The following is a 24,942-nucleotide window of genomic DNA, read 5'->3' on the forward strand; positions in this document are numbered from 1 at the left end:
TTTCTTATAAATTTTTAAATCTTAATAGCGCCTCTAAATAGTAATATTCTGCATAAATAATGGGCACATCAATCTCGCCATTATGTGGTTTAGAACCTGTGCTGTGTAACAATACAAAACCTTTATGAGTACCTTTTGGAGCAATATATTTTGTACTTAAATTCTTCAAAATGGTATTGGCTTTATCTACATAAAACTTACTGTTGTTGCTGTATTTACTAAGCTCGTAAAGACCTGATGCTATAACTGTTGCAGCAGAAACATCTCTTGGCTCATTTGGAATTTCAGGAGCATCAAAATCCCAATAAGGAATTAAATCTGCTGGCAGGTTTTTATGTGTAAAAATATATTTGGCGATATTTTCTGCTTGTTTTAAATAAGCTTTGTCTTTTGTATATCGGTAACATAAAGTGTAACCGTATAATGCCCATGCTTGCCCTCTGGCCCAAGCCGATTCATGCGAATAACCCTGATGTGTATTTTTCTTTTCTACAGCACCTGTTTGAGGGTTATAACTGATGACATGGTAAGTACTATAATCTGATCTGAAATGATTTTTTAATGTGGTATTAGCATGCGTAACTGCAATTTTATGGAAGGAAGAATCGCCTGTTAACTTGGTTGCTTCAAATAAAAGCTCAAGATTTAACATGTTATCTATGATAACAGGAAAATCCCATTTATCAGAGTTATGATCCCAAGAGCGGATAGCCCCTACTTTAGGGTTAAATCTGGTAGCTAAAGTTTTAGCCGATTGTATGATAACATCTTTGTAATAATTATCTTTAGTTAAGCGGTAAGCATTTCCAAAACTACAAAACACTTTAAAACCCATATCGTGGGTGGTTGCGTTTAATTTTTCTCTTTCTATATCGGCAGTAAAAGTTTTTGCTGCATTTAACCATTTAGGATTTTTGGTGTATTCGTATAAATACCATAATTCTCCGGGGAAAAAACCACTTGTCCAATCTCTAGACGGAACTAATTTAAGCTCGCCATCTTCTAAAGTACGCGGAGAAACTAAAGGTTCGTTTTTACCATTTTTTGGGGTTTTCTCTTTTGCCAGTTTTACTTGCTTGATCATTTCTGTTGCTTGTATCTCGGCATGTGCAAAAGCACTTTTAACATCTTGAGCGTAAGAGACTTCACTTAATAACCCTATGGATATAACACTTACTAATAATTTTAAATTTTTCATTTTTGAGATATATTGGTGGTTAGCTTATTTTTTAACTTTCGCGGCTTGTTCTGCATAAAACGTATGCATTTTGAGGCTTAGCTCTTCTTTTATTTTTTTGTAAGCAGGATCGTTAACAACGTTTCTTGTTTCTAGAGGGTCTTTCTCATAATCATATAACTCCATAGCACTCACCATAGTTGTATTGAAATTGGTTGTTGTCCTAAAATCTTTTATCCATTCTACATAACGGTATTGTTTGGTTCTTAAGGCATAACCCATGTGATTATCCTTACGTGGATATTGGCTTATTGCGAAATCTTTGATTGGAGCTTGTACTCCTTTTAAAGCAGTTACTAAACTTTTGCCATCAAGACCTTGAGGGGTTTTAATTTGCGCTAGCTCTGCTAAAGTTGGATATACATCTACAAACTCTGTAGGATAATTATATATTACTTTTTCTTGCTGTCCGGGTAATGCAATTACTAAAGGGGTTCTTGTAGCTTGCTCAAAATTAGAGTGTTTATTCCATAGATTGTGATCGCCAAAATGCCAACCGTGGTCTCCCCAAAGAACAACAATTGTATTTTTATCTAATCCAGATGATTTTAATTCATCAAGCAGTTTACCTATTAATGCATCAATATAACTGATACTTGCATAATAGCCATGTATAATTTCTCTTTGTTTATCGGCACTTAAATTTAAGGCTTCATCTTCTTTAGCTAAAGCTTTGATATCGCTATAACCTCTAAACTCGCCTGAATTATGATAAGCAATAGCTGGCCCATCTATAGATGGTTTTTGCCATTTTGCAAGTTCTATTTTTTCTCTATCATACAAATCCCAATATTTTTTTGGCGCCACAAAAGGTAAATGTGGTTTACGAATACCTACAGCTAAAAAGAAAGGTTTGCCAGCACTACTGTATTTCTTTAAATCTTGAATGGCTTCATTAACCATTGCACCATCTGCATAAGCATCATCGGGTACATCGGCAGATTCTGTTGAAACTTTTACCTCAGCCATATCTTTTTCCTCTGCATTTGCATACTTTTTCTTCATTTCAGGATTTTGATAATGATTTAAAAGTGGAGCTCCATAAGGTTCTGGATATTTATACTTTCCTTTATAGGATTCAGACCAAGAAGCTTCGTCATGCTTTTTATCAACACTTCTTTGGTCGAATATTTTACCTAACGCAGCCGTAGTATAGCCATTTTGTTTAAAGAGTTGTGGTAAAGTAATAACATCTGGCGTTTTATCTCTGATGAGGGTTTTTAAATCCCAAACCTGTGTCCTATCTGGACGCAAGCCAGTTAATAAACTTGCTCTGGTTGGGGCACATACAGCTTGCTGACAGTAATTACTCATAAAAACGGTACTTTTTTCTGCCAGCCTATCTAAATTTGGAGATTTTACTGCTGTATAGCCATAAAAATTCAAATAAGGTTTCAAATCATCTACCGCAATAAATAATACATTGGGCTTATTTTTATCTTGTGCAACAACAGCCGTTAAAGACAAAAGGCTTAAGCTTAAAAAAGCTAAAAATTTAGGTTTCATATCATGTTGGATTATTTTATTTGCTGATAGTTTAACCAATCAAAAAATGCTTTATTTTTTGATATTAAACCATTTGAACTGGCATATAAACCAATATAAGTTCCAGTAAAACCACCTGTATTTACCCTACTTAAAGTTCTGCCATCTATTTTCTCTGCTAGTAAAACCGTGTTGCTATTTTGTTTAAAGTAGAACGAGTAATCTTGCCCCATAGCTTTTACACCTAAAATAATTTCACCATTTGTAATGGCTTGCTTAGCTACAATATCTTCTTTACCTGCATGTCTTCTGGTTAGTTTTAGGTAAAGCTTTTGATTTTCTAAAACCTTCTCTACCCTGAAATGAAAATTATTATTCATCATGACTACCAAACCTGCACTTTCGTTTGCTGTTTTGGGCTCAAAAAGCATTTTTGTTTCTGTAAAGAAAGAAGTGTCTTGTTGTCTTCTTCCTACAAAAGAAGGATGATCTACATCAACCAAAGTTTGAGCTCTTAGCTGTAAGGATATGTAGCCTTTCTTATCTGTTAAGGACCAAAATTTACTTCTTGGTGTACGCAAAAAATTCCAGTAATACTGTAAGCTATCGCTATTAAAATCATCAAAGGTATTTTCTTTTTTAGCGTTGAAGGATGGTAAATTAGGTTTTCTATCTTCTAGTAATACCTTACCAACGCCTGCATTAACCACAGGCCAATCTTCTTGCCATGTAATAGGTGTAAGAAAAGTTTCTCTGCCCAAATTATAATGAAAACCACCATAAGTTCTTACACCTAAAAGAATCATCCACCACTCGCCATTTTGGGTTTCTACAAAATCTGCATGCCCTATACAAGCTACAGGATATTGCTTACCTAAATGACGATGCGTAATGATGGGATTTTTCTTATTCCCTTCATAAGGTCCAAGCGGATTTTTACTTCTAAAAATGGTTACAGCGTGGTCTATACCGGTACCGCCTTCGGCAATCATGATATAATAATAGCCATCTTTTTTATACATGTGCGGAGACTCTGCCACAACAGCACCATGCAATGCACCTTCTTCTATAGCTACTGTAACTTTACCCACCAATTGTTTTTTAATGGTATCTAATTCCTGAATCCAGATTTGTCGGTATTTAGAACCAGTCGGTTTATCATCAGGAGTTCTGTTTCCGGTATAATAAACTCTTCCATCATCATCAAAAAACAAAGATGGGTCTATACCTGGTGCATCTTTTAACCAATTAGGCTCTGACCAAGGCCCAGCAGGAGATTTTGCTGTTACATAAAAGTTTGTACCTGTATTATTTTTATTGGTGATTAAAGTTGTTATTACATAGAAAGTTCCTTTATGGTAACGTATGGTAGGCGCAAAAATCCCTCCCGAAGGATGTATTTTATCAAGATTTAGTTGAGATGATCTATCTAAAACATGACCTATTTGTTGCCAATTTACTAAGTCTTTGCTATGAAAAATGGGTATACCCGGAAAATACTCAAAACTAGAGGTAACCATATAATAATCATCTCCCACCCTACAAATGGATGGATCTGGGTAAAAACCTCTTAAAATAGGATTTTGAAAAGTAGATTTATTTTGAGCATATACTGAACTATTGTTGAGTATCAACATCAAAACAATGGTATATAAAAATGTTATAAAACGCTTCATGTTTGATTAATTTGTGCTTATCATTATCTCCTCACTCTCTTTATAACCATAGCGGATAGCTTTGGCATAAACTTTAATTCCTTTTTTTACCGCTACAGGCTGATGGTATAATTGCCACGAACCATTATCGCCAATTTTATAACCTAAAGAAGCTCCGTTTGTAGAACTGCTTAAAGAAACCTGAATACTTTTATTTTGCGTAGTTATTTGTGCAACTGGCTTAGCTGTAACAGGTTGTATCCCACCAGGCCACATCAAACGAACCATATCTTTTTCGGACATAAAACCTTTATCTTTTATTTGTAAAGACCAATTGTTCTGCACCTCTCTTAGCTCTTGTAATTTTGCAGCATAAACAGGGTTTTGAGCTAAATTATTTAACTCAAAAGGGTCGTTTTCTACATCGTAAAGTTCTTCTATGGGCTTATTTTTAAACCATCTGCTTTGGATGCTATCTAATTTTTGTTGGTCTCTTAATTTTAGTATTTCTGCCATTAAGGGCATTTGTTTCCGAAAACCAACATCCATATAATTTAACTTTTCTGGCTGGTAATTGCGGATGTATTGGAATTTACTATCTCTAACAGTTCTTACTAAATCATAATGTTCATCCAATCTATCTCTAGCTGCAAAAATGTATTGTCTTGGATTTTTAGCTTTTTGATTTCCTAAAAAAGCTTGTCCGTTAAAATGCTTAGGTAGAGAAACATTAGCTAAAGAAAGAATAGTTGGCGCTAAATCCATAAAACTTATCAACTGATTATCGCTTGTATTAGCCATCTTACCATCAGGAAACCTTACCATAAAAGGCACATGTAATCCTCTTTCATATATTTCTCTTTTGTACCAGGGTAAAGCAGCACCATGGTCGCTAAAGAAGAAAACTATGGTGTTTTCTGCCAAGCCATCGTCTTCTAACTGTTTCAAAATGCTACCTACAATGCTATCCATAAGTATGATATTATCGTAATAACGAGCTATATCTTTTCTGATAACATCACTTTCTGGATAATAAGGTGGTAATTTTACGGCTTTCGGATTTACTCGTAAAGGTCTGTTCGCATTCTTCCATATCATAGACTCATGCGTTTCATTGATATTAAAAACAGCGAAGAAAGGCTTATCTTTTGGTCGGTTACGCCAGTGTGCATCTTTACTACAATCATCCCAAACGGTAAAAGGTTCTCCTATTTGATAATCAGTTTTTTGGTTATTGGTGCAATAATACCCTGCGGTTCTTAAATACTCTGGAAAAGCTTTTACCTCTGGTGGGGTAACTGCCTCATAGCTTGGAATAGACGGATCTTTTTCATTACCTGTACCTGTTCTCATGTGCTGTGTACCAATAGCCGGAGGATACATACCGGTAATAATACCAGACCGACTTGGTGCGCAAACACCAGCAACTGCATACATTTTGGTGTATTTAACAGCTTGTTCTGCAAACTTACTTAAATAGGGTGTTTTAACAGTCGAATCGCCGTACATAGGTAAATTAGCACTCATATCCTCGCAAGTAATCCATAAAATATTTGGACGCTCTACTTTATCCTGTGCATGAAGAAAAGTATTGGATAGCAAAGTAAAACTGATACTTACTATTAAAATGTACCTAAAATTAACCATGTAACGTAGCCATAAAATATTATAATCCTTTGTACTCAAACCAATCAAAATCTGCATAATTAGATGATTTTACACCTTTGGAGCTGGCATAAAGACCTACATAAACGCCTGTAAAACCACCTGTGTTTACTACGCTTAGTATCCTACCATCTGCTTTTGTTGCTAAGTTCTGTTTAGTTCCATTTTGTTTGATATAGAAATCTAAATCCTGACCTTTAGCATGAATCCCCATGATTAAATCCCCCTTTTCTACCGCAATGGTATTCACCACTTCATCTACCCCTTTATACCTTTTAATCAATTGTACATGCGGTTTACCATTTTGTAATATTTTCTCTAAACGGTACTGAAAATTGTTATTCATCATCAACACCATACCAGCCAATTCATTTTCTTTTTTAGGATTAAACTGAAGTGAAGTTTCTGCAAGAAAAGAAGTGTCTTGTTGTCTTCTTCCTATAAAAGATGGGGATACTAAATTGGTGATTTGCTCTTTTGCCAGTTGGAGTCTTAAATAACCTTTTCTTTTAGAAAGCGACCAAAAATTTGTCCTTGGCGTTCTTAAGAAATTCCAATAATGAAAAAGTGTATCTGCAGTAAAATCATCTCTCAAATTTTCTGGAATGATGTTAAAAGCAGGTAAATTAGGTTTTATTTGTTGAGCTAAAACTTTCCCTTCTCCGGGGTTTACAATAGGCCATCCATCTTGCCATTCTACCTTAGCTAAAAAAGTTTCTCTACCCAAATTATAATGTAAGCCCCCATATTTTCTTACAGCTAATAAAACCATCCACCAATCTCCGTTTTGGGTATCTACCAAATCTGCATGCCCTGTAGACGTTATCGGATAATTTAATCCTAAATGACGATGGGTAAGGATTGGATTTTTCTTATTGCCTTCATAAGGACCAAAAATATTTTTACTTCTAAAAATGGTAACCGCATGGTTTTCAAAAGTTCCGCCTTCGGCAACCATTAAATAATAGTAGCCATCTTTTTTATAGAGGTGTGGTGCTTCTGCATTCTCGGCTCCATGCAGTGCGCCCTCTTCTAAAATAATGCTACGTTCGCCTACAAAAGCTTTATTTTTTAAATCTACTTCTTGCAGCCATATTTGCCTGTAGCGGGTAACCTGAGCTTGGTCTACTGGTTTTTTGTTTCCGGTATAATAAACTTTTCCATCATCATCAAAAAACAAAGATGGATCTATCCCAATGGCTTCTTTAGGTAGCCACTGAGGTTCTGACCAAGGGCCTGTAGGAGATTTTGCCGTTACAAAAAAATTACCCCCCTGCTTTGTTCCTATCAAAGTGGTAATCATATAATAAGTACCGTGATGGTATCTTATGGTAGGGGCAAAAATACCGCCTGATGCTCTTACACTATCTAAATTAAGTTGAGATGGCCTGTTTAACACATGACCAATTTGTTTCCAATTCACTAAATCTTTACTGTGGAAAATAGGTACCCCTGGAAAGTATTCAAAAGTAGAGGTTACCATATAATAATCATTACCAACACGGCAAATAGATGGATCTGGATAAAAGCCTTTTAAAATAGGATTTTGATAATAACTCTGACTATGCAAACGTTGGCATAACCCCATCATAAAAAGGGATAATATTAAACTAGCTATGGTTATTTTTTTCATATTTAATTATGAGTATAGATTTTGAAATTTTTGTGTCATGCTGCCTTGGTATACATGTGCCTAAGACCTTCTCTTCTGGCTACCATATTTACTACTGATGAATTTTAAGGTTTCTTAGATTTGAAATACGCATTACCTTCCATCATAGAGTTTGGCGCATAAGGTGCTGTTTTAGCTGGTGCTAACTTTCTGAAAGAATTTAATAAAACTGATTCTTTTAAATCTTTCGCTTTATTTATCCACTCTTGTGGGTCTTTCTCTAAATCATAAAACTCTTCTGATAGGTCTTCGTATTTGATGTAATGATATTTGTTTTTGTAAACAGATACATTATTGGTACCGTAGAATGAATAAACCGGATAATCCCAATGTTTAATTTGGTTTCTTAAAAGCGGAGCTAAACTTCTACCCTGATTTTGTTGATTTTTAGGTATGCCGCTTAAATCAACCAAAGTTGGATAAATATCTATTAAACCTACCGGATTATGATTTACTTTATTTTGTTGCAAACCCGGACCGCTTATAATTAACGGTACGTGGGCAGAACGTTCCCATAAAGAATGCTTGGCAAACCTATTTTTCTCTCCAAGATGATAACCATGGTCTGATAATAAAACAATGTAAGTATTGTCTTTATAGGCTGATTTTTCTAAAGCATCAAGCACTTTACCTACTTGAGCATCTACAAAAGCAATGCAAGCTAGATAAGCTTGCACCATATCTTTCCAATTATTTTTTTCAATTGCCCATTGTGTAGTTGGCATTTCTGGAACTTCTGTAATAGCTTTTCCTATTTGTGGAATATCATCCATATCTGTTTTAAGGTATGGAGGCATTTGTGTAGGCGAGTTTTCTACCAAATCAAACCATTTTTGAGGAACATACCAAGGCACATGTGGTCTTATAAAACCTACCGCCATGAAAAATGGCTTTTCATGATTTTTAGTTAACTGGCTGGCAGCCCAATTGGCATATTTATAATCAGGCATTTGCTCATCTTTTTCTGGAAAAGCTGCCCAATCTGTTTGTGTTCCTTTTTGCCCAAACCAAGCAGGATCATAATTGACACGTTTTTCTGGCAAGGGTCCATAAACCTCAAACTTTCCACCATATTCATCAAAGGCATTAATACCTTCTCCATTATGGAAAATCTTACCTACTCCTAAAGTTTTATATCCATTTTTAGAGAAATAATTGGGTAGAAAATCAGCCTGAAATTGGTTATTGAGATATTGTTTAAGATCAGTATCTTTTATCTGGAGATAAACGCCAGTTTTAGATGGCAATAAACCTGATAAAAAAGAAGCTCTTGAAGGCCCACAAAGCGGAGCCTGACTATAAGCTTTATCAAAATAAGTCCCTGATTTGGCTAACCTATCAATATTTGGTGTTTTAACTCCCGGAAATTTATTGGAGATAGAAACCCAATCGTTTAAATCATCAATAATTAAAAATAATATATTGGGTTTTTCTTGAGACCAAGCAAGCTGGCAAATAAAAACTAAACAAATGGTAAAAATAGTTCGTAGCTGTTTAATACTCAAATTGCCTGCTTTTTGATACTTTTCAATCATTATAAGGTATAAATTGGATAGTCTAAAATTATGCTGCTGGTTGTCTTTGGTTAAATTCCTTTTTATAACTTAAAGGACTTAAACCTGTAATGATTTTGAAATATTTATGGAAACTGGCGAAATTGTTAAAGCCGCTTTCATAACATAATTCTTTGATACTTAAATCATTCTCCATAATCAGTTTACAAGCTTGCCCAACTTTAACTTCAAGTAAAAACTGAGAATAGGTTTTCTTGGTTCTGGATTTGAAATATCTGCAAAAGGAATGCGGACTAATATGTGCAATTTTGGCTATTTCCTCTAATTGTATTTTCTTTTTAAAATTAGCCAAAGTATACTCGTAAATTAAGGTCATTCTATGGTTTTCAAAATCTTTAACTTCATTATTAAAACCTATAGATGATAACAAACAAACATCTTCGGCTGCTTTAGCTATGATTTGTAAGATAGAAATCAGCAATAATATTCTATCTGGTCCTTCGGCATCAATTAACTTATCCAGAAATCCTGCTATTTTAATTTTTGTTAAGCCGTTTATTTGTATGCCACGCTTAGATTGTTCTAATAAATCGCGAATAATTTTATTCTCAGGTAGATTTAAAAAGGATGCTCCCCAAAAGTTTTCGTGAAATTGTATTACCCTTGATTCTGTTAATGATTTTCCTGATTCTTGTACATAAGGTCCATCATACTTTAAATTATGTGGCAAACCAGAACCAATAAGAAATATATCTCCTGCTTCAAATCTTTTAATGCTATCGCCAATAAATTGCGTTCCCCTACCTTTCACAATCTGGATAAGTTCAATTTCTGCATGGTAATGCAACTTATCAATATTGGGCAACAAATCCTGTCTTACTGTAAAAGAATGTACAGGTCCTGAAGTAACTTTTAATAATTGTGGTCTCATCATCAACTTAATTAAATCAGTTTAAAAATCATCCATCTTTAAAGAAAATAATGAAATAAAATTTACCTGCTAGTAAATTTTCATCATGTTAATATTTCATCAAACTGAAGTATTATCTTTAATTTAATTGGTTTTACAATAAGCCTTGAGTTTAGGCTTGTTATCTAAAATAAGAGAGACCAAAAGTGTTTAACACACACATAAAAATTTTAAATTTTTTTATGACTGTATATTTTGCTTTATTTGAGGGCCAATTAAAACTTTACGAGAGCGAAATACTGATAAGACTTTTAAAGGTCTTGTAGTGCCATCATTGATTTTTTTATGTTAGATAATCTAAAGCTTACCAGCTAAAAGCGATGATAGGATACGAGAAACTGACCGATAGTGAATTGTGGAAACTTATAAAACAACATAACGAAAAGGCTTTCAGAACCCTTTTTGATAGGTATTGGTCTAAAGTTTTTACTACAGCTTTTAAATATTTGAAAGATAAAGACGCTTGTTCAGAAATTGTAAATGATTTATTTCTGAATATCTGGAATAAAAAAAACCAATTAGAAATAGAATCTTTGCAGGCTTATTTAACAAGTGCCGCAAGATACCATGTGTATAAAAAATTAAAAACATTAAAAAAATCTAAGTTAGAATTGGTGGAAAATTATGACCATTTAGATGATAAATCAGAAAACTCAAACCCGATAGATGATAAAATTAAATACCTAGAGCTAGAAAACAAGTTAGATGACTATTTAAAAGCTTTACCAAAACGATGCAGAGAAATTTTTATCATGAGTAGAAAAGAAAGCCTTTCTAATGATGAAATTGCTAAAAAACTTAATATTTCTAAACGTACGGTAGAAAACCAATTAACACATGCACTTAAACATATTAGAACTTGTTTAAAAAATAATCTTGTTATTTTAATTTTTATAAAATTGCTTGATATTTTTTAAATCACCTCATTTTAAAAACTCTTCAGCAGGAATATCGGTATTTAGCTCTTTAATCATGATGTTTCTATAAAAAATCTCTCCGGTTTCAGATTGTAAACCAATAATGCCTTCTTCTAAAGTTAAATTGGTAGCATAATTAACTACTTTACCATTTAACTTATGGATAGCATATTTAGAACCCATTACTATTACTTCACAAGTATTCCATTTACCATTTAAACCATTAAATTTAGCTTGTGCACTTGCAGCATGTTCGCCTTTTTTTCTGGGTACTGGTTGCCCTCCATCTTTTATAAATGCAAACTTATCATCTTTATCAGCAGTCCAATCAAATCTTACTAGATCACCAGGTGCCCAAAAATCACCTGTATGATTGATATTTTTAATATGATTGTAGCGTACCTGATACTCGACCCCAACAGGCCAAATTTTAGGTTCTTTACAATGGTAATAAAAACCAGCATCGTATTGATATACATGAGAATTGTTTAAAAGTGTTTTACCCCATTTATACTCAAACTTAAAAATGAATTTGCTGTATTTCTTGTTAGACCACATCATGCCATGAGTTGCATTTAAATCGGTTTTGCTACCAAAACCTTCTGGAAAGTCTTTAAAAACATGTATTACGCCTTTTTTATCAATGGTAAAAACTTTCTTTGCCATTTCAGCATCGTTATTACGTAAGGTTAAAGTCCAGTTATCAAAATTTTTACCGTTAAAGAGTCTTACAAAGCCATCATCTGGTTTAACTAATGTTAATGAACATAAGGTAAGGATAGGTGTTAAGATGCCGAATGTTATTAAAATACTTTTAATTTTTCTCATGTATTTGTTTTTAAAATTTATAATGTCTGATAAGTTATTTTGATTTTCATCAACGCACACCTGTTATTTCTTTAACTTTATTAAAGAAAGCCTTTTTTCTTTCTGAGTTAATTCCCCAATCTACCGGAATGGTTTGAAAACCTTCTTTATAATTGGTTTCTCCTTTAAATCTAAAATCAAAATAACCCCAAGAAACGTAATTTTTTATCGCTCTTAACATGTTATAATCCTCTTTATCGAAGTCAAAATGATCATCTTCATTGATAACAATAGGCATTATTTTGTTACCCAATGCTTCTTTTGTACCGTCTATTAAAGTTTGAATTTGCTGAGGTTCTTTTGCACCATTACCATGTATCAATATAAAGTCTGATGCTTCTATAACTTCTTTATGAGGTATTTTTTTTCCTGCAAAGCTTGTTCCTACCAAAAAACGATAGCCATTTTGGCTGTTATTTCTAACTTTTAAAATAAGTTCTGAAATTCTGTTGGGTTGTAAAATATCATGGTCATATCTGGGTATACCACTTTCATTTGCTATTTCTATGATCACATTTCTGTATTTCTTTTTAAACAGCCAGTTTACCATGTTGTCTGTAGCATTTTTTATTGCTGTTTCATCTTTTATTCTTTGATCTTGCCCAAAATAGAAAAAACCCAATATCACTACCATTTCTAGCTCATCTGCTTTTTTTAAAATACGATCTAAACGTTTCATATATGCAGGATGCAAAGAACCATCAGGCTTAAAACCAGGATTATAAAAATCAAAATTGCCATAGCCAAATGGACTTCCACCTTGCATGTTAAGGGTAAAGCAATTTAAGCCGTAACTTTTCCATAGAGGCATATTGGCTATAAATTCTCTGTTATTTCTATCTGCATCCCACTTTTTAGTATCAGCGTAAGCAAAGGTATCTCTCGTATTTGGGTTTAAATCGTCAAAAACGCCTTGTACCATCCTAGAGTTCATCAATAAACCTTGTATTTTATGTCCTTGCCAGTATCTTCCTGGGTAAGTAGGTTTTCCGTTGATATAAAACTCGTTCCCCTTAATAGCAACAATAGTTTTTTGGGCACTTAATTTTGAAATGTTTAAAAACATTAATAAACAAATCACTTTTAACAGGAGTAGCTGTTTCATATATTTTTTAGATACGTAATTAATTAAGATATGATAGTATTGGGTCTATTTAGCATGAGTCAACCTTAACTTTAATTGTGCTTCAAACAAAGATTTTGGTAATACATTTTTCCCTTGCGATTGGTTAACCCCAATATTTTCAAATGTTACGGTGGTGTTGGATGTAAAACCTACCAAAATGGGTTGTGCTATGGTATTATTCCTTCTTCTGGTTTCATCCCAAAAATTATAATGTTGATTTTTTTCTGCCAAGTGGTTAAAATTCCAAAGCACTAAATCTTTGCCATGATGTGGATAACCAGGTTCTGGTCCGCCGAGATTATAAAATACACCACCTTCTATAGCGTCAAACAAAGTTGCTATAGGTTGGCCCGAGTGAATATCAAAATTTTGATCTTTACCCAAAGTACATTGTGTTATTACTGTATTAACGGCACTATAACCATTACCAGCACCATGATGCTGCGCTCCATTAAAAGAACAATTTTTGATTAAAACCCCATAACCTGCCCTTGCATGTACTGAAGCATGTCCTTTTTTACCTCTGAAATGGGTATTCAGAATACTTATTTGGTAACCAGACTTGATATGTATCCCCTCATTCCAATCCTGAAAAACACAATTTCTTACCCAGCTATTTTTCACAAATTCCATCCCAACGGCTTCATAAGCATAATCATGAATTTGATCTTTATGATGGACAAATTCTTCTGGATAGCTTTTCCAGTTACTGGTAAATAAAATATCTTCGATACCGCATTCTTCAATAGATGGATAAGTTAAAATATTCCAACTTTTGCCCTCAATCATGTTAATATCCAAATGAATAGGGTTTTTAAAAGTCAACTTGTTACCTTCTATTTTAGTAATGGTATGGATTTCAAAAATCAGCATCCCACCTTGCTCACCAAAAAGTCTTGTCCATTGTGGTTTCAAATTTAAAGGCGCAAAATATTGTTTGGTATAAGCCTCGCTCCTATGGTTGATGATGATATCCTGCCCAACTTTTAAAGTAGAGGCATCGGTAACTGTAACTTCAAAACTTGCTCTTTTGGCATTTTTTATAATTTGGGTAATTTTTTCGGGTTTAGCATTATTGGGTTTGAAAATAAACTGACGACCATTTACCCTTTTATTGGCTTGATATATTTCTGTGCCATTAATTCCGCTTCCTTCTCCTTTTAAAATGATATTACTTTTGTGTATGCTGATGTACTTGCTAGCGTCTTCATCAGGCGCAATGAGGTACTTACCTGCCGGAAAATACACAACCGCAGGTTTATGATAAGCTTCTGCGGCTTTTATTGTTTTTTGGATGGCTTCATCATCAAATTTATCATCATTGGGTATAGCTCCAAAATCTTTCACATTAAAATATTTATGCTTGCTAACATCAGGGATGTTTTTCTCAGAAAAATGATATCCTGCAAAAGAAAAATCTGGTAAAACAGCTTCTTTACCTGTTTTTTTAGCTTCTAAAAAATCTTTCCATAGTGGAGCTATTTCTTGTGCTTTGGCATATCCTAATACAATTTGAAATAGAAAAATCAGCGCAATTTTTTTTAACATTTTTATGAGTTTATTTTATAGTTTATAATTAATACCTATACCTAATGCAGTACTTTTTCTGGTAACATCTTGCAATTGAGTATATGATTGCGTTCCGTTGGCATAAAAAACCTCATCTATGCCTTTACCAGTATTCCACAATTGGAGTCTAAAAAAAGCAAATGGATTAATTTTTGAATGAAACAGATACATAACTTTAGTAGCGCCGGAAATGGCATAACCATTAGCGTAATGCTTAAAACTCTCTGGCTGAGCAAAGTTTTCTATTAAATTCCAGTTGGCAACTGCTCTATATTTTAATTGATGATAATCAAGGTTGTGGCTAAATTCTAAGCTTTTAAGCAATGGATATTTTACATTTAAACCAGCCATAACACCATACCAGTTGGTTTTATAACTGCTATTTAAGTTGTTATTATCTTGCAGATAAAGCAATTGCTGTGATAAATTGTAAGCTAATATCGGCTTTAGCTTGATTTTATTTAATTGCCATTGATAGCTTAAACCCAATTGAAAATTTCTGCTATTTCCTTTATTACTTTCCAAATCAACAGTAAAGGATGGGCTGGTACGATTATCTTCTAAATAATCTGTATCGTTTACACGCCCATTTAAAATAAAAAATTGGCCATAAGATGCTTGTAAAGCAATTTTTGAGAATATGGGTAAATAAATTCCTAGGTAATAAGTAGGGCCTTGTAAGTTTTGCCAACTAACTTCTGATAAAATATTTGGATTTTGACCTTGACTATTGCCAGCGATAGACCATTTAAAATCATCTGTTTGGTAAGCCATAGATAAATCTATTTCTATACGGTTTTGTGCCTGTATGTTAGCATGTAATAAAAACAATAATGGAAATAGTTTAAGTGCTTTCATTTTTAAAAACAGCCAGATGCTGAAAAATTTCAGCATCTGGCTTGATTAATTAACCTTTTAAATGCTTTTAATTAGTTTATTTTAGTCCACGATAAGTTATCATAATAGATATATCCTACCGTACTAGATTCCCAATAAGAATCGCTTCCTCCTCTAAATGAGGTAAAAGGCATGGTATTGATTAAACGTTTAGCATCGTTAGTTGTCCATCTGATAGCGGTATCTAATATGGTATCGCCTTCTATAGTAACCCTTAATCTACCATTTGTATTGCTACCTGTATTACTTTTTACATAGATTTTAACGGTATACCAGCTCCCTTTTTGGATGCTTCCAGATGCTGGATAAACTTTGCCAAAATCATAACCACAAGTACCTGGCATATCTTTATAATAGATATATGGTTTCAGCTTGGTTACACCATTATTATCTGTATACCACATGATTCTGGCACTTCCTCCATTTCCGTCATCAGCTTTATCACATCCGGTATTACCGTCTCCTATTTTAAAGCCAAAACCTACCTTTCCACCTCTGCTCCAATCAAACTGACTATGAAATTTAACATCGTACTGCAATTCGTACTCGCTACCATCAGAAATATCAATATTTGATATCATACCACCTTCATTAGAAAGTGCATTAGGTTCTAGCTTTACCCGGGCGGTACCAGAAGAATTATATGCTCTGGCTTCATTCCAGCTAGAAACGTTTCCAAAATCTGTATCTGCTTCAGCTTCGGTATAAGCTCCATCAGTGCGATTGTTCCAATTTACGGTTCTAGTACTGTAAACTGCTCTGGCTTGTGTGGCTTCATTTTGCTCGCCAATAAGTGGTTGCAAATCATTTTCACATGCGGTAAATAGTCCTGCTATTAAAAGCAAAGACAAAGAAAGCACATTTCTTGGTTGTTGTTTTTGAATCATTTTTCTCATTTTTAGGTTATAATTGGTTAATTAATCGCAATAGACAGGCATTTAAATACCTTGAGAGTGTTTATTTAGATTAATCATCATAAGTCTAAATCTGATATGATTATGAGGAGTGTATCTTCACTTTATGCAAACAGATTTAAAATTGGTTTAACAAGCTGTTGATAGTAAAGAGTATTATAAATGCTTAAACACACATAGCGTAGATACTTTTTTTAAAATTATTTACCATCCGGTATTTTGTCTCATCAAGCTATTTAATGATAATTCTTGTGTTGGAATTGGAAAAAACAAATCTCGGTTACTAAAATTTTGATATGGTCTTAAAGTAGCAACCCTACCAGAATAGCCTAAATTTGTATTTGAACCTGATGGTGCTGTTGTAGTAATTTGTGTAAGCATTTGTTGTATTGTGGTGGTAAGCAAATTCCACCTTAATAAATCTAATTTACGATGCCCTTCAAAAGCTAACTCTCTTGCTCTTTCATCTTTTATCCAGTTAAAAAATGATTCTTTGGATAAGTTGGGAGGTAAATCTGCTATACTATTTTGCTCAGCAGGTAACTGATAAGCCCGCCGTCTAACCCAATTTATAGCCTCATAGGCCTGCGGGGTAGCTCCATTTATTTCATTTTCGGCTTCGGCAAACATCAATAATACATCAGCATATCTTAACAATGGCCAATTGGTGCCTCCAAAGTTTTTATTATACTCTTTGGTTTGATATTCTCTGCGCCATTTAGCTACATAACGGCCCCATCTGTAATTGGATGGATATTGTACTGCTGGATTATTTCTATCAAAATTTGGATAATAAAATGGTGCAATATTCCAATCCCTTCTTACATCGCCTTGCTCATACAAACTAAATAATACGCCTGTGGCGGTATAATTACCTTGCATAAAACCTGTTTTATCATCGTTGTTTCTGATACCAATAGTAGAACCAAAACGCTCTCCTTCATTTCTTTGCAAGCCATTATCATGTTGGAATTCTACTTCCCAGATAGATTCTTTAATATCATAAATATCTGCACTGTGGTTGATAAAAATCTGCTTATAATCTGGATTAAGGCTATGTATACCAGATTGAATTACTTTTAATGCCCAATCTTTTGCATTTTGATAATAAAAAGCATCTCGTAAACGCCCGGCTGCATGCAAACAAACCCTGGCTAAAATACCTGCAACAGCAGTTTTGGATACTCTGCCCGCATGGTTAAAAGTTGTAATTTCATCAACCAGCTCATAAGAAGCAGTCATATCTTTAATTACCGCATCATAAACTTGTTTAGCTGGTGTTCTGGCTATATAAATTTGGTTTAATGAATTTGTTGAGGATAATTTTAAAGGAACATCACCCCAATAAGACACTAAAATAAAATGATAAAAAGCTCTTAAAAATAAGGCCTCGCCTCTTATTTTATTTTTGATATCTGGTGTTACCAGGGCTTTATCAATATTTTCCAGTAATAAATTAGCTCTTTGTATTCCAGAATAAAGAGTTGTCCAGCTTGTAAAAAACCTATCGTAAGAAGCACTTGCATTATAGGCATCGGCAGCAGATTCTGTATTGGCACCTCTTCTTACCATCTCATCATTAGATGATGGTGCTTCTAAGGATAAAAATCTGGAATATGTACCATCTGTAGTACTCCCCAGTTCTGAATAAACAGCCATTAATGCAGCTGTTAATTCTTCTTCGTTATTGTAAAAATTGTCTGGTGTTACAAAATTAATAGGTTTTGTATCCAGATAATTCTCGCAAGAACTATGTATCATTAAAAATAAAAACGCTATGGCTGTTAGAATTTTCATATCAAAAAGAAATATCTAAACCTAAAGTTACCACCTTTGCTCTTGGATATGCAGAATAATCCAAGCCTGGAGTTAGAGCAGAATCAAATACTGAAACTTCTGGATCATTACCTGAATATTTTGTTATTGTAACAAGGTTTTGAGCAGCTAAATAAACTCTACAATTGGCTATTGCTAAACGTTGTAAAAATTTATTTTCTACTTTATAACCTAAATTTATGGTTTTTAATCTAATAAAGGAACCATCTTCTATAACTCTTGATGAATAAACAGATGGGCCCCATCCTCTTGTTCTAAAATATTCATTTGATGGATTTTCTGGTGTCCAACGGTTCTGGTAGCTTGCAAATTGGTTGGCACCCAATGTAGTTGTACCACCTTCCATTAAATAGCGGTTTACATTCATTACCTCATTACCATAAACAAACTGCATAAAAATATGTAAATCAAAATTTTTATAGTTGATATTATTGGCTAAGCCACCAAAAAACTTAGGGTTTGGATTTCCAATTTCTGTTCTGTCTTGTATATCAATTACTTTATCATCATTGATATCTTTATACTTAATGTCTCCAGGCTGTATACTTTGTCCTGGATTACCATAATTTGGAATACCTGCTTTTAATAAATAAGCTCCGTTAGCAGTTCTATCAAAATCATCAAACTGGTAAACACCATCCCAAATATATCCATAAAACATGGCTACGGGACGGCCAATTTTGGCTATATAAGCTGGATTTTGTGCATAATCGTTTCCAGAGTTCCATCTTACTGTACTTAATAGTTCTTTTTGATTTTGGGCCAAACCAACCAGCTTAGTTCTACTAAAAGATATATTAAATGAGGTACTCCATTTAAATCTATCTTTTCTGATATTGAAAGATTGTAAAGTAAGTTCTAAACCTTTGTTCTCTACCGCACCTATATTTTGAAAAACATTACTAAAACCGCTGGATGTGGGTAATTGTGCATTTAGCAATAAATCGTTTGTTTTCTTCTTATAAATATCGGCGGCTAAGGTAAAACGCTGATTAAGAAAACCTATATCTAGGCCTAAATCCAATTCGGCGGTACTCTCCCATTTTAAATCAGGGTTACTTAAATTAGAAACATAAGCCCCACTGATAAAAGTTCCGCCCGGTATATAAGAATTGTTACCTCCTTGGGTAATGGCGCCGTAATAAGCATACTCGCTAATTCTATTGTTTCCGGTTAAACCATAGCTTAATCTTAATTTTGTTTCAGAAACAAAATGAAGCCCCTGCATAAATTTTTCTTGTGCTATATTCCACGCAAAAGAACCTGATGGGAAATAACCCCATTGGTTATCTCCGGTAAATTTTGATGAGCCATCAGCCCTAAAACTACCTGTAAACAAATACTTTGATTTATAATTATAGTTTACCCTTCCTAATAAAGAAAGTAACCTGTTTTCTGCATTTTCTGATGCAATGGCCACTGGTACACCTTGGGCTAAACCTCCAATCCCTAAAGCTTCATTTGGTATTCTGATAGCGCCCGAACCATAATAAGAAAATTTATTCTCCTGTACTGTAAAACCAGAAAGTACAGTAAAAAAATGCTTCTTATTTATTGATTTTTGGTAAGTAAGTGTATTCTCATTAATCAAATTACTAAGCTCTGTAAAAGTAACAGAACCATTTACACCACGCTGACCCAACGGGCTTGAGCTGTTTCCTTGCCTGGTTTTTGAGTTATTAAATTCATCGTTCCTTAATTTACTTAAGTTTAAGCCTGCTGTCATTCTTAATTTCAAAGAGGAACTGATGTCATAAGTACCATAAACATTGGAAGTTAGGAGGTTATTAACCCTATCTCTTAGTTCGTTGGTTGCGGTAAGCACCGGATTCCATTGGTAATTGGTGGCAGATACAACTGCTGGGTCTTGTGCATTATTTAAAAGCTCATCTATAGAGAAATTACCCGCAATTGGCCTGTACTGCCAGGTATTGATTAAAACATTAAGAAATGTATTTCTGCTTCCGGTAAAAATGGTGCCATAACTTTTCAAACCACTCATATTAGCATTTACACCAACTTTCAAGCGTTTATTTAAACTTTGTTCTATAACTAATCTGGCTTGATAACGCTTAAAGCCCGAAGCTATTACAGTTCCTTTTTGGTCAAATAACGAAGTTGAAAAAGCATAACTATTATCTTTATTCCCCCCTCTTACAGCAAAATAAGAACTAGACATGGGTGCTTCTCTAAAAAGTTCATCTTGCCAATTGACGCCCTTCTCATCTCTATAACTTTCTAATGTTTTACCATTTTGCAGGTAAATACTTGTGGCTGTGGCAGAATCTAATTCCAGTTGGTATTTAACAAATTCATAGGGCTTCATAAGTTCTATTTGCGAGGTATTTCCCTGCAAACCATAGTAATTATTAAAGTTAAAAACAGATTTTCCTTTTACTCCTTTTTTAGTACTTATGATAACAACTCCATTAGCGCCTCTGGCACCATAAATTGCTGTTGATGAAGCATCTTTTAAAACTTCTATAGAAGCAATATCATCCGGATGGATGGCGTTGATGTTGTAATCTTCTATAGGAAAACCATCAATAACATAAAGTGGCGAATTATCTTGTGTCACAGAGTTTCCTCCTCTTACAATGATGGTGGGTACAGCACCTGGTTGACCATCTGGTGAGGTAACTTGTACGCCGGCAACACGTCCGGCAAAAGCATCATCAAAAGATTTTACTGGTGCCTTAGTAAGGTCTTTCATATTAACCTCCCCAACCGAGCCTGTTAAATCTCTTTTATTTACCTCACCGTAACCAACAATAATAATTTCTTCTAGTATTTTAAGGTCTGGTTTTAATTGTACATCTATATTAAAATTATCTTGAATGATGAATTCTTGCTTTTGATAGCCAAGCGCTTCAAAACTCAAAATCTGGTCTCTTGTATCTGCTAAAACAAGTTTGTATTTCCCTTCTTGGTCTGTTAAAGTATTGATGTTTTTACTTTTGATACTGATTCTGACCCCCGGAAATACAACTCCTTTTTCATCTGTTACTGCTCCATAAACCACTATCAACTCTTGGTTGCTTGGTTCTTTTTCCTTAAGGATGATGTTTTGTTTTACTATGGTGTAAGTTAGAGGCTGATTTCTAAAAACCAAATCCAATACCTCTCCAATCTCAGCATTTTTGATTTTAATATCTACCAGTCTGCTTTTTTCAAGAATTATGGTATTAAAGGTAAAACGATAAGGAGTTTGCTGCTCTATAAGTTGAAATATAGTTTCTAAAGAGGCTTTTTTTTCTGACAAAGAGATCTTTTGGGCATAATTTTTTGTTGTTGCTAACAAAAAGAAAAATACCATCAGGATAAGCCTCCAGAAGTTGGAGCTTATTAAAATTTTAAACAAGCCATAAAGTTGACTAAAGCGGTCGCCATCTCTAAAGTAATTCACGAAATAAGACCTTTTATGTAAATTGGTTAATAGTAATTGTACTACAGCAAGATACGCTATTTTACAATAACTTTCCTACCTTCTACCTTAAATTTTATGGTTCCAGTGAGCTCAAGTGTTTTTAATACTTCTGAAAGATTTTCCTCTCTTGAAATTGTTCCTACAAACTCTTTTTTATCCATATTACCTTCATAAACAACTTCTACATCATACCATCTTGCTATCTTACTCATGATGGTTGTAATATGTTCTTTATTGAAAATGAATAAACCGTTTTTCCAAGCTAAAGCCTCTTTGATATTAGCCTTGCTAACTGTTAAATTTTCTGATTTAGCGGAGAGACTCGATTGCTCTCCTGGACTAAGAATAAAACTTTTTTGTAATGGATTGCTAACTTTTACAGCCCCCTCAACTAAAGTTGTTTTAAAATCTTCGTTATGGTATGCTTGTATATTAAAATGAGTTCCTAAAACTTCTACATCCATTTTATTTGCAGCAGAAGCATCTTTAACCAAAACTTTAAAGGGTTTGCTTTTATCCTTAGCTACTTCAAAATAAGCTTCACCACTTAGTTCAACAACTCTTTTATCATCATTAAAAACAGTAGGAAAGCGTATAGACGAAGCTGCATTTAACCAAACTTTAGTTCCATCTTCTAACTCAACCTGATATTGCCCTCCTTTTGGAGTATAAATTACATTATATACAGTTTCGCCACGATTTTCATTGCCTTTGTAACTCAGTAAATTAGCTTTTTTATTAATGCTAGCATTACCATCGTATTTAATAAAACCATCTTTGGTTTTACTTAAAGCTATTTCAGAACCATCAGAAAGTTTTAAAACTGCTGTATTTTTACCGGGTCTTATTTCACCTTGATTCAATTTATTTTCTACAATCTTATTTTTACTTGTATCGGTATCTTTAAGTTGGAAATAAAAAAGTAAAGAAAAAACAGCTAATAAAATAGAGGCTGCTGCTAGCCATATAACATTTTTAGACTTTGGTTTTTGATTGATCTGACTTGAAATTTGGTTAAAAATATCAGCCTGGATATTTTCTTTGGAACCCATTTTCTGATTGTCCCAAGGGTAATCAACCAATTCAAACTCGTCTTTATATGCTAAAAAATCACGTATTTCTTCATCAGTAAGTTTTCCTTCCTGATATTTTTCATAAAGATTGATGTACTCCTCTTGTGTCATTTAATTGATTAGAGCTAAAAATATTGGCTAACACACATACTTTTAGTAAATATGTGGCATCAAATATATTCATATTTATTTACTCATCTATCCCCATCTTATAGCGCTTGCCTTTAATTTTTTCTTGGATAACTTTTTTTAAGACTTCTTTTGCTTTTTCTCTTTTTACAGCTACATAAGACATCTGGTCATAAACAGCTATTAAGCCTACCTCGTCTTTAGATAAACCACCTTTTTTATGCAATAAACCTGCAATATCTATCTTACTTAACTTATCTTTTTTTCCTCCTGCGATATAAAATGTAAGCCATTCTGTAGCTTTTAAGGTAATCTCATGTGTTTCTACTATGGCATCAGTAAACTCGTATTCTTTTAAGTAAGGCGGAATAGTTTCTTCTTCTGATAGCAATAAATAAGCTTTACCACTGGCTTTCATTCTTGCTGTTCTGCCGTTTCTATGCACAAAAGCATCAAGTGTATGCGGAATTTGGTAATGAATAACTGTTTCTATTTCAGGGATATCTAACCCTCTGGAAGCTAAATCTGTAGTAACTAAAATATGATAAGTACCATTTCTGAATTTAAAAAGTGCTTTTTCTCTGTCTTGCTGTACTAAACCTCCGTGGTAAACACCATTTACAATGCCTCGCTCTGCCAACATTAAAGTAATGCGTTCTACAGCATCTCTATGATTACAAAAAACTAAACTTTGGCCTTCTTTGCTTCTATAAAGAACATCCATTAAGATATTAAACTTCTCTTTTGATTTTGATTGTAAGATAACTGTTTTAATATCAGGTATAGCCTCTGTATCATTTAAAAAATTAAGTGTTTTTAATTGTTGAAGCTCTAAAAATGCTGGAAAATCTGCTAACTGAGTAGCAGAAGTAAGCACTTTTTGTTCTAATTTAAATAATGATGAAACAATTTCTGCCATATCATCTTCAAAACCCAACTCTAATGATTTATCAAATTCATCTAAAACCAAAGTTTTAACAGATGAAACATCAAAATTACCTGCTCTAATATGGTAGGCTAATCTGCCTGGAGTAGCTACTATAATTGCAGGAACAGCTGATAAAGAGCCTCTTTCTACTTTCGTAGAATGCCCACCATAACAACATGTTATCTTATATCCTGATTGTAATTGCCTAAAAACTTGGTCTATCTGCATCGCCAATTCTCTGGAAGGAACCACCACAATAGCTTGTACACCTTTTATTTGATGATTTAATTTTTCTACTATAGGTAGTAGAAATGCTAATGTTTTACCAGAACCTGTTGGAGACAGCACCATCACATCATTTTTTTGTGCAATAGCCTCTAAAGCTGCATTTTGCATCTCATTTAGCGTTGTGATTTGTAATTTTTGAAGGAGCTTTTCTAGCATATCAAGTTTTTAGGTTGCAAATATCTTTTAAATTTATCTGTTTACAGCAATTTGATAAAGAAAAAGCATAGTATCTTTAGGGCATGAGAAAACTTAAGCTTGATGAACTTAACAGACCATCAATCGAAGAATTTAAACAACAAGAAAAACTACCCATTATTGTGGTTTTAGATAATGTAAGAAGCTTGCACAACGTAGGTTCTGCTTTTAGAACAGCAGATGGTTTTGCTGTTGAAGCTTTATATTTATGTGGTATTACAGCCCAACCACCACACCGCGAAATAGAAAAAACCGCCTTAGGCGCAACGCAATCTATTCCATGGAAATATTTTGATCATGTTGCTGGTGCTGTTGAAGAATTAAAAGCACAGTCTTATCAAATTGTAGCTATTGAACAAGCAGAAAACAGCATTTCTTTATTAGATTATCAACCAGAAAATAATCAGAAATTTGCTTTATTCTTTGGAAACGAGGTAAATGGCGTAAGTGATGAGGTAATGAAAGAAGTAGATACTTGTTTAGAAATCCCTCAATTTGGCACTAAACATTCTTTCAATATCGTTATCAGTACGGGTATTGTACTTTGGGATTTTTTTAGTAAACTCCATAAATAACCA

At 33.7% G+C, this 24,942-nt stretch carries 18 protein-coding genes; 2 read left to right on the top strand and 16 right to left on the bottom strand.

The window, feature by feature from the left end:
* Positions 1-4: 4 nt before the first annotated feature.
* From B2745_RS05345 to B2745_RS05375, 7 genes are all read right to left on the bottom strand, one after another.
* Positions 5-1,198, bottom strand: a complete 1,194-nt coding sequence (locus B2745_RS05345; protein WP_304064241.1) for a glycoside hydrolase family 88 protein — start codon at positions 1,196-1,198, stop codon at positions 5-7.
* 24 nt (positions 1,199-1,222) lie between these two features.
* The gene (locus B2745_RS05350) at positions 1,223-2,743 is read right to left on the bottom strand and encodes a sulfatase (protein ID WP_304064242.1); all 1,521 of its coding nucleotides are present in this window, start codon (positions 2,741-2,743) and stop codon (positions 1,223-1,225) included.
* 11 nt (positions 2,744-2,754) lie between these two features.
* The gene (locus tag B2745_RS05355; RefSeq protein WP_304064243.1) at positions 2,755-4,398 is read right to left on the bottom strand and encodes a glycoside hydrolase family 43 protein; all 1,644 of its coding nucleotides are present in this window, start codon (positions 4,396-4,398) and stop codon (positions 2,755-2,757) included.
* Positions 4,399-4,404: 6 nt separating this feature from the next.
* Positions 4,405-6,081, bottom strand: coding sequence for a sulfatase family protein (locus B2745_RS05360; protein WP_304064244.1), 1,677 nt, complete (start codon positions 6,079-6,081; stop codon positions 4,405-4,407).
* The gene (locus tag B2745_RS05365; RefSeq protein WP_304064245.1) at positions 6,044-7,675 is read right to left on the bottom strand and encodes a glycoside hydrolase family 43 protein; all 1,632 of its coding nucleotides are present in this window, start codon (positions 7,673-7,675) and stop codon (positions 6,044-6,046) included. Before B2745_RS05365 ends, B2745_RS05360 begins: the two co-directional genes overlap by 38 nt.
* 104 nt (positions 7,676-7,779) lie before the next feature.
* Positions 7,780-9,249 (bottom strand): sulfatase, encoded by a 1,470-nt coding sequence (locus B2745_RS05370; protein ID WP_304064246.1) that lies wholly within the window; start codon positions 9,247-9,249, stop codon positions 7,780-7,782.
* 28 nt (positions 9,250-9,277) lie between these two features.
* Complete coding sequence (locus B2745_RS05375) at positions 9,278-10,162, bottom strand: AraC family transcriptional regulator (protein WP_342662615.1); 885 nt, start codon at positions 10,160-10,162, stop codon at positions 9,278-9,280.
* Between the two features lie 356 nt (positions 10,163-10,518).
* Between B2745_RS05375 and B2745_RS05380 the strand changes: the two genes are divergently transcribed.
* Positions 10,519-11,115 (top strand): RNA polymerase sigma factor, encoded by a 597-nt coding sequence (locus B2745_RS05380; protein ID WP_304064247.1) that lies wholly within the window; start codon positions 10,519-10,521, stop codon positions 11,113-11,115.
* A 6-nt stretch (positions 11,116-11,121) separates the two neighbouring features.
* Here the strand turns inward: B2745_RS05380 and B2745_RS05385 are convergent, their stop codons facing one another.
* The 9 genes from B2745_RS05385 to B2745_RS05425 form a co-directional block, all read right to left on the bottom strand.
* Positions 11,122-11,943, bottom strand: coding sequence for a 3-keto-disaccharide hydrolase (locus tag B2745_RS05385; protein ID WP_304064248.1), 822 nt, complete (start codon positions 11,941-11,943; stop codon positions 11,122-11,124).
* Positions 11,944-11,992: 49 nt separating this feature from the next.
* The gene (locus tag B2745_RS05390; RefSeq protein ID WP_304064249.1) at positions 11,993-13,087 is read right to left on the bottom strand and encodes a hypothetical protein; all 1,095 of its coding nucleotides are present in this window, start codon (positions 13,085-13,087) and stop codon (positions 11,993-11,995) included.
* Between the two features lie 45 nt (positions 13,088-13,132).
* Positions 13,133-14,656, bottom strand: coding sequence for a DUF4955 domain-containing protein (locus tag B2745_RS05395; protein WP_304064250.1), 1,524 nt, complete (start codon positions 14,654-14,656; stop codon positions 13,133-13,135).
* A 15-nt stretch (positions 14,657-14,671) separates the two neighbouring features.
* The gene (locus B2745_RS05400) at positions 14,672-15,535 is read right to left on the bottom strand and encodes a hypothetical protein (RefSeq protein ID WP_304064251.1); all 864 of its coding nucleotides are present in this window, start codon (positions 15,533-15,535) and stop codon (positions 14,672-14,674) included.
* 71 nt (positions 15,536-15,606) lie between these two features.
* Positions 15,607-16,461 (bottom strand): polysaccharide lyase, encoded by an 855-nt coding sequence (locus B2745_RS05405; RefSeq protein WP_304064252.1) that lies wholly within the window; start codon positions 16,459-16,461, stop codon positions 15,607-15,609.
* Positions 16,462-16,692: 231 nt separating this feature from the next.
* Positions 16,693-18,285, bottom strand: a complete 1,593-nt coding sequence (locus B2745_RS05410) for a RagB/SusD family nutrient uptake outer membrane protein (RefSeq protein ID WP_304064253.1) — start codon at positions 18,283-18,285, stop codon at positions 16,693-16,695.
* A gap of 1 nt (position 18,286) precedes the next feature.
* Positions 18,287-21,730, bottom strand: coding sequence for a TonB-dependent receptor (locus B2745_RS05415; protein WP_304064254.1), 3,444 nt, complete (start codon positions 21,728-21,730; stop codon positions 18,287-18,289).
* A gap of 56 nt (positions 21,731-21,786) precedes the next feature.
* Positions 21,787-22,935 carry a FecR domain-containing protein gene (locus B2745_RS05420; protein WP_304064255.1) on the bottom strand — a complete coding sequence of 383 codons (1,149 nt, stop codon included), beginning with the start codon at positions 22,933-22,935 and terminating at the stop codon, positions 21,787-21,789.
* A gap of 79 nt (positions 22,936-23,014) precedes the next feature.
* On the bottom strand, positions 23,015-24,325 hold the full coding sequence (locus B2745_RS05425; RefSeq protein WP_304064256.1) for a DEAD/DEAH box helicase: 1,311 nt from the start codon (positions 24,323-24,325) through the stop codon (positions 23,015-23,017).
* An 83-nt stretch (positions 24,326-24,408) separates the two neighbouring features.
* On the opposite strand from B2745_RS05425, the gene B2745_RS05430 reads away from it, so the two are divergent.
* The gene (locus B2745_RS05430; protein ID WP_026903200.1) at positions 24,409-24,939 is read left to right on the top strand and encodes an RNA methyltransferase; all 531 of its coding nucleotides are present in this window, start codon (positions 24,409-24,411) and stop codon (positions 24,937-24,939) included.
* Positions 24,940-24,942 lie beyond the last annotated feature (3 nt).

Source organism: Pedobacter glucosidilyticus, assembly GCF_002483235.1.
GTDB lineage: Bacteria > Bacteroidota > Bacteroidia > Sphingobacteriales > Sphingobacteriaceae > Pseudopedobacter > Pseudopedobacter glucosidilyticum_B.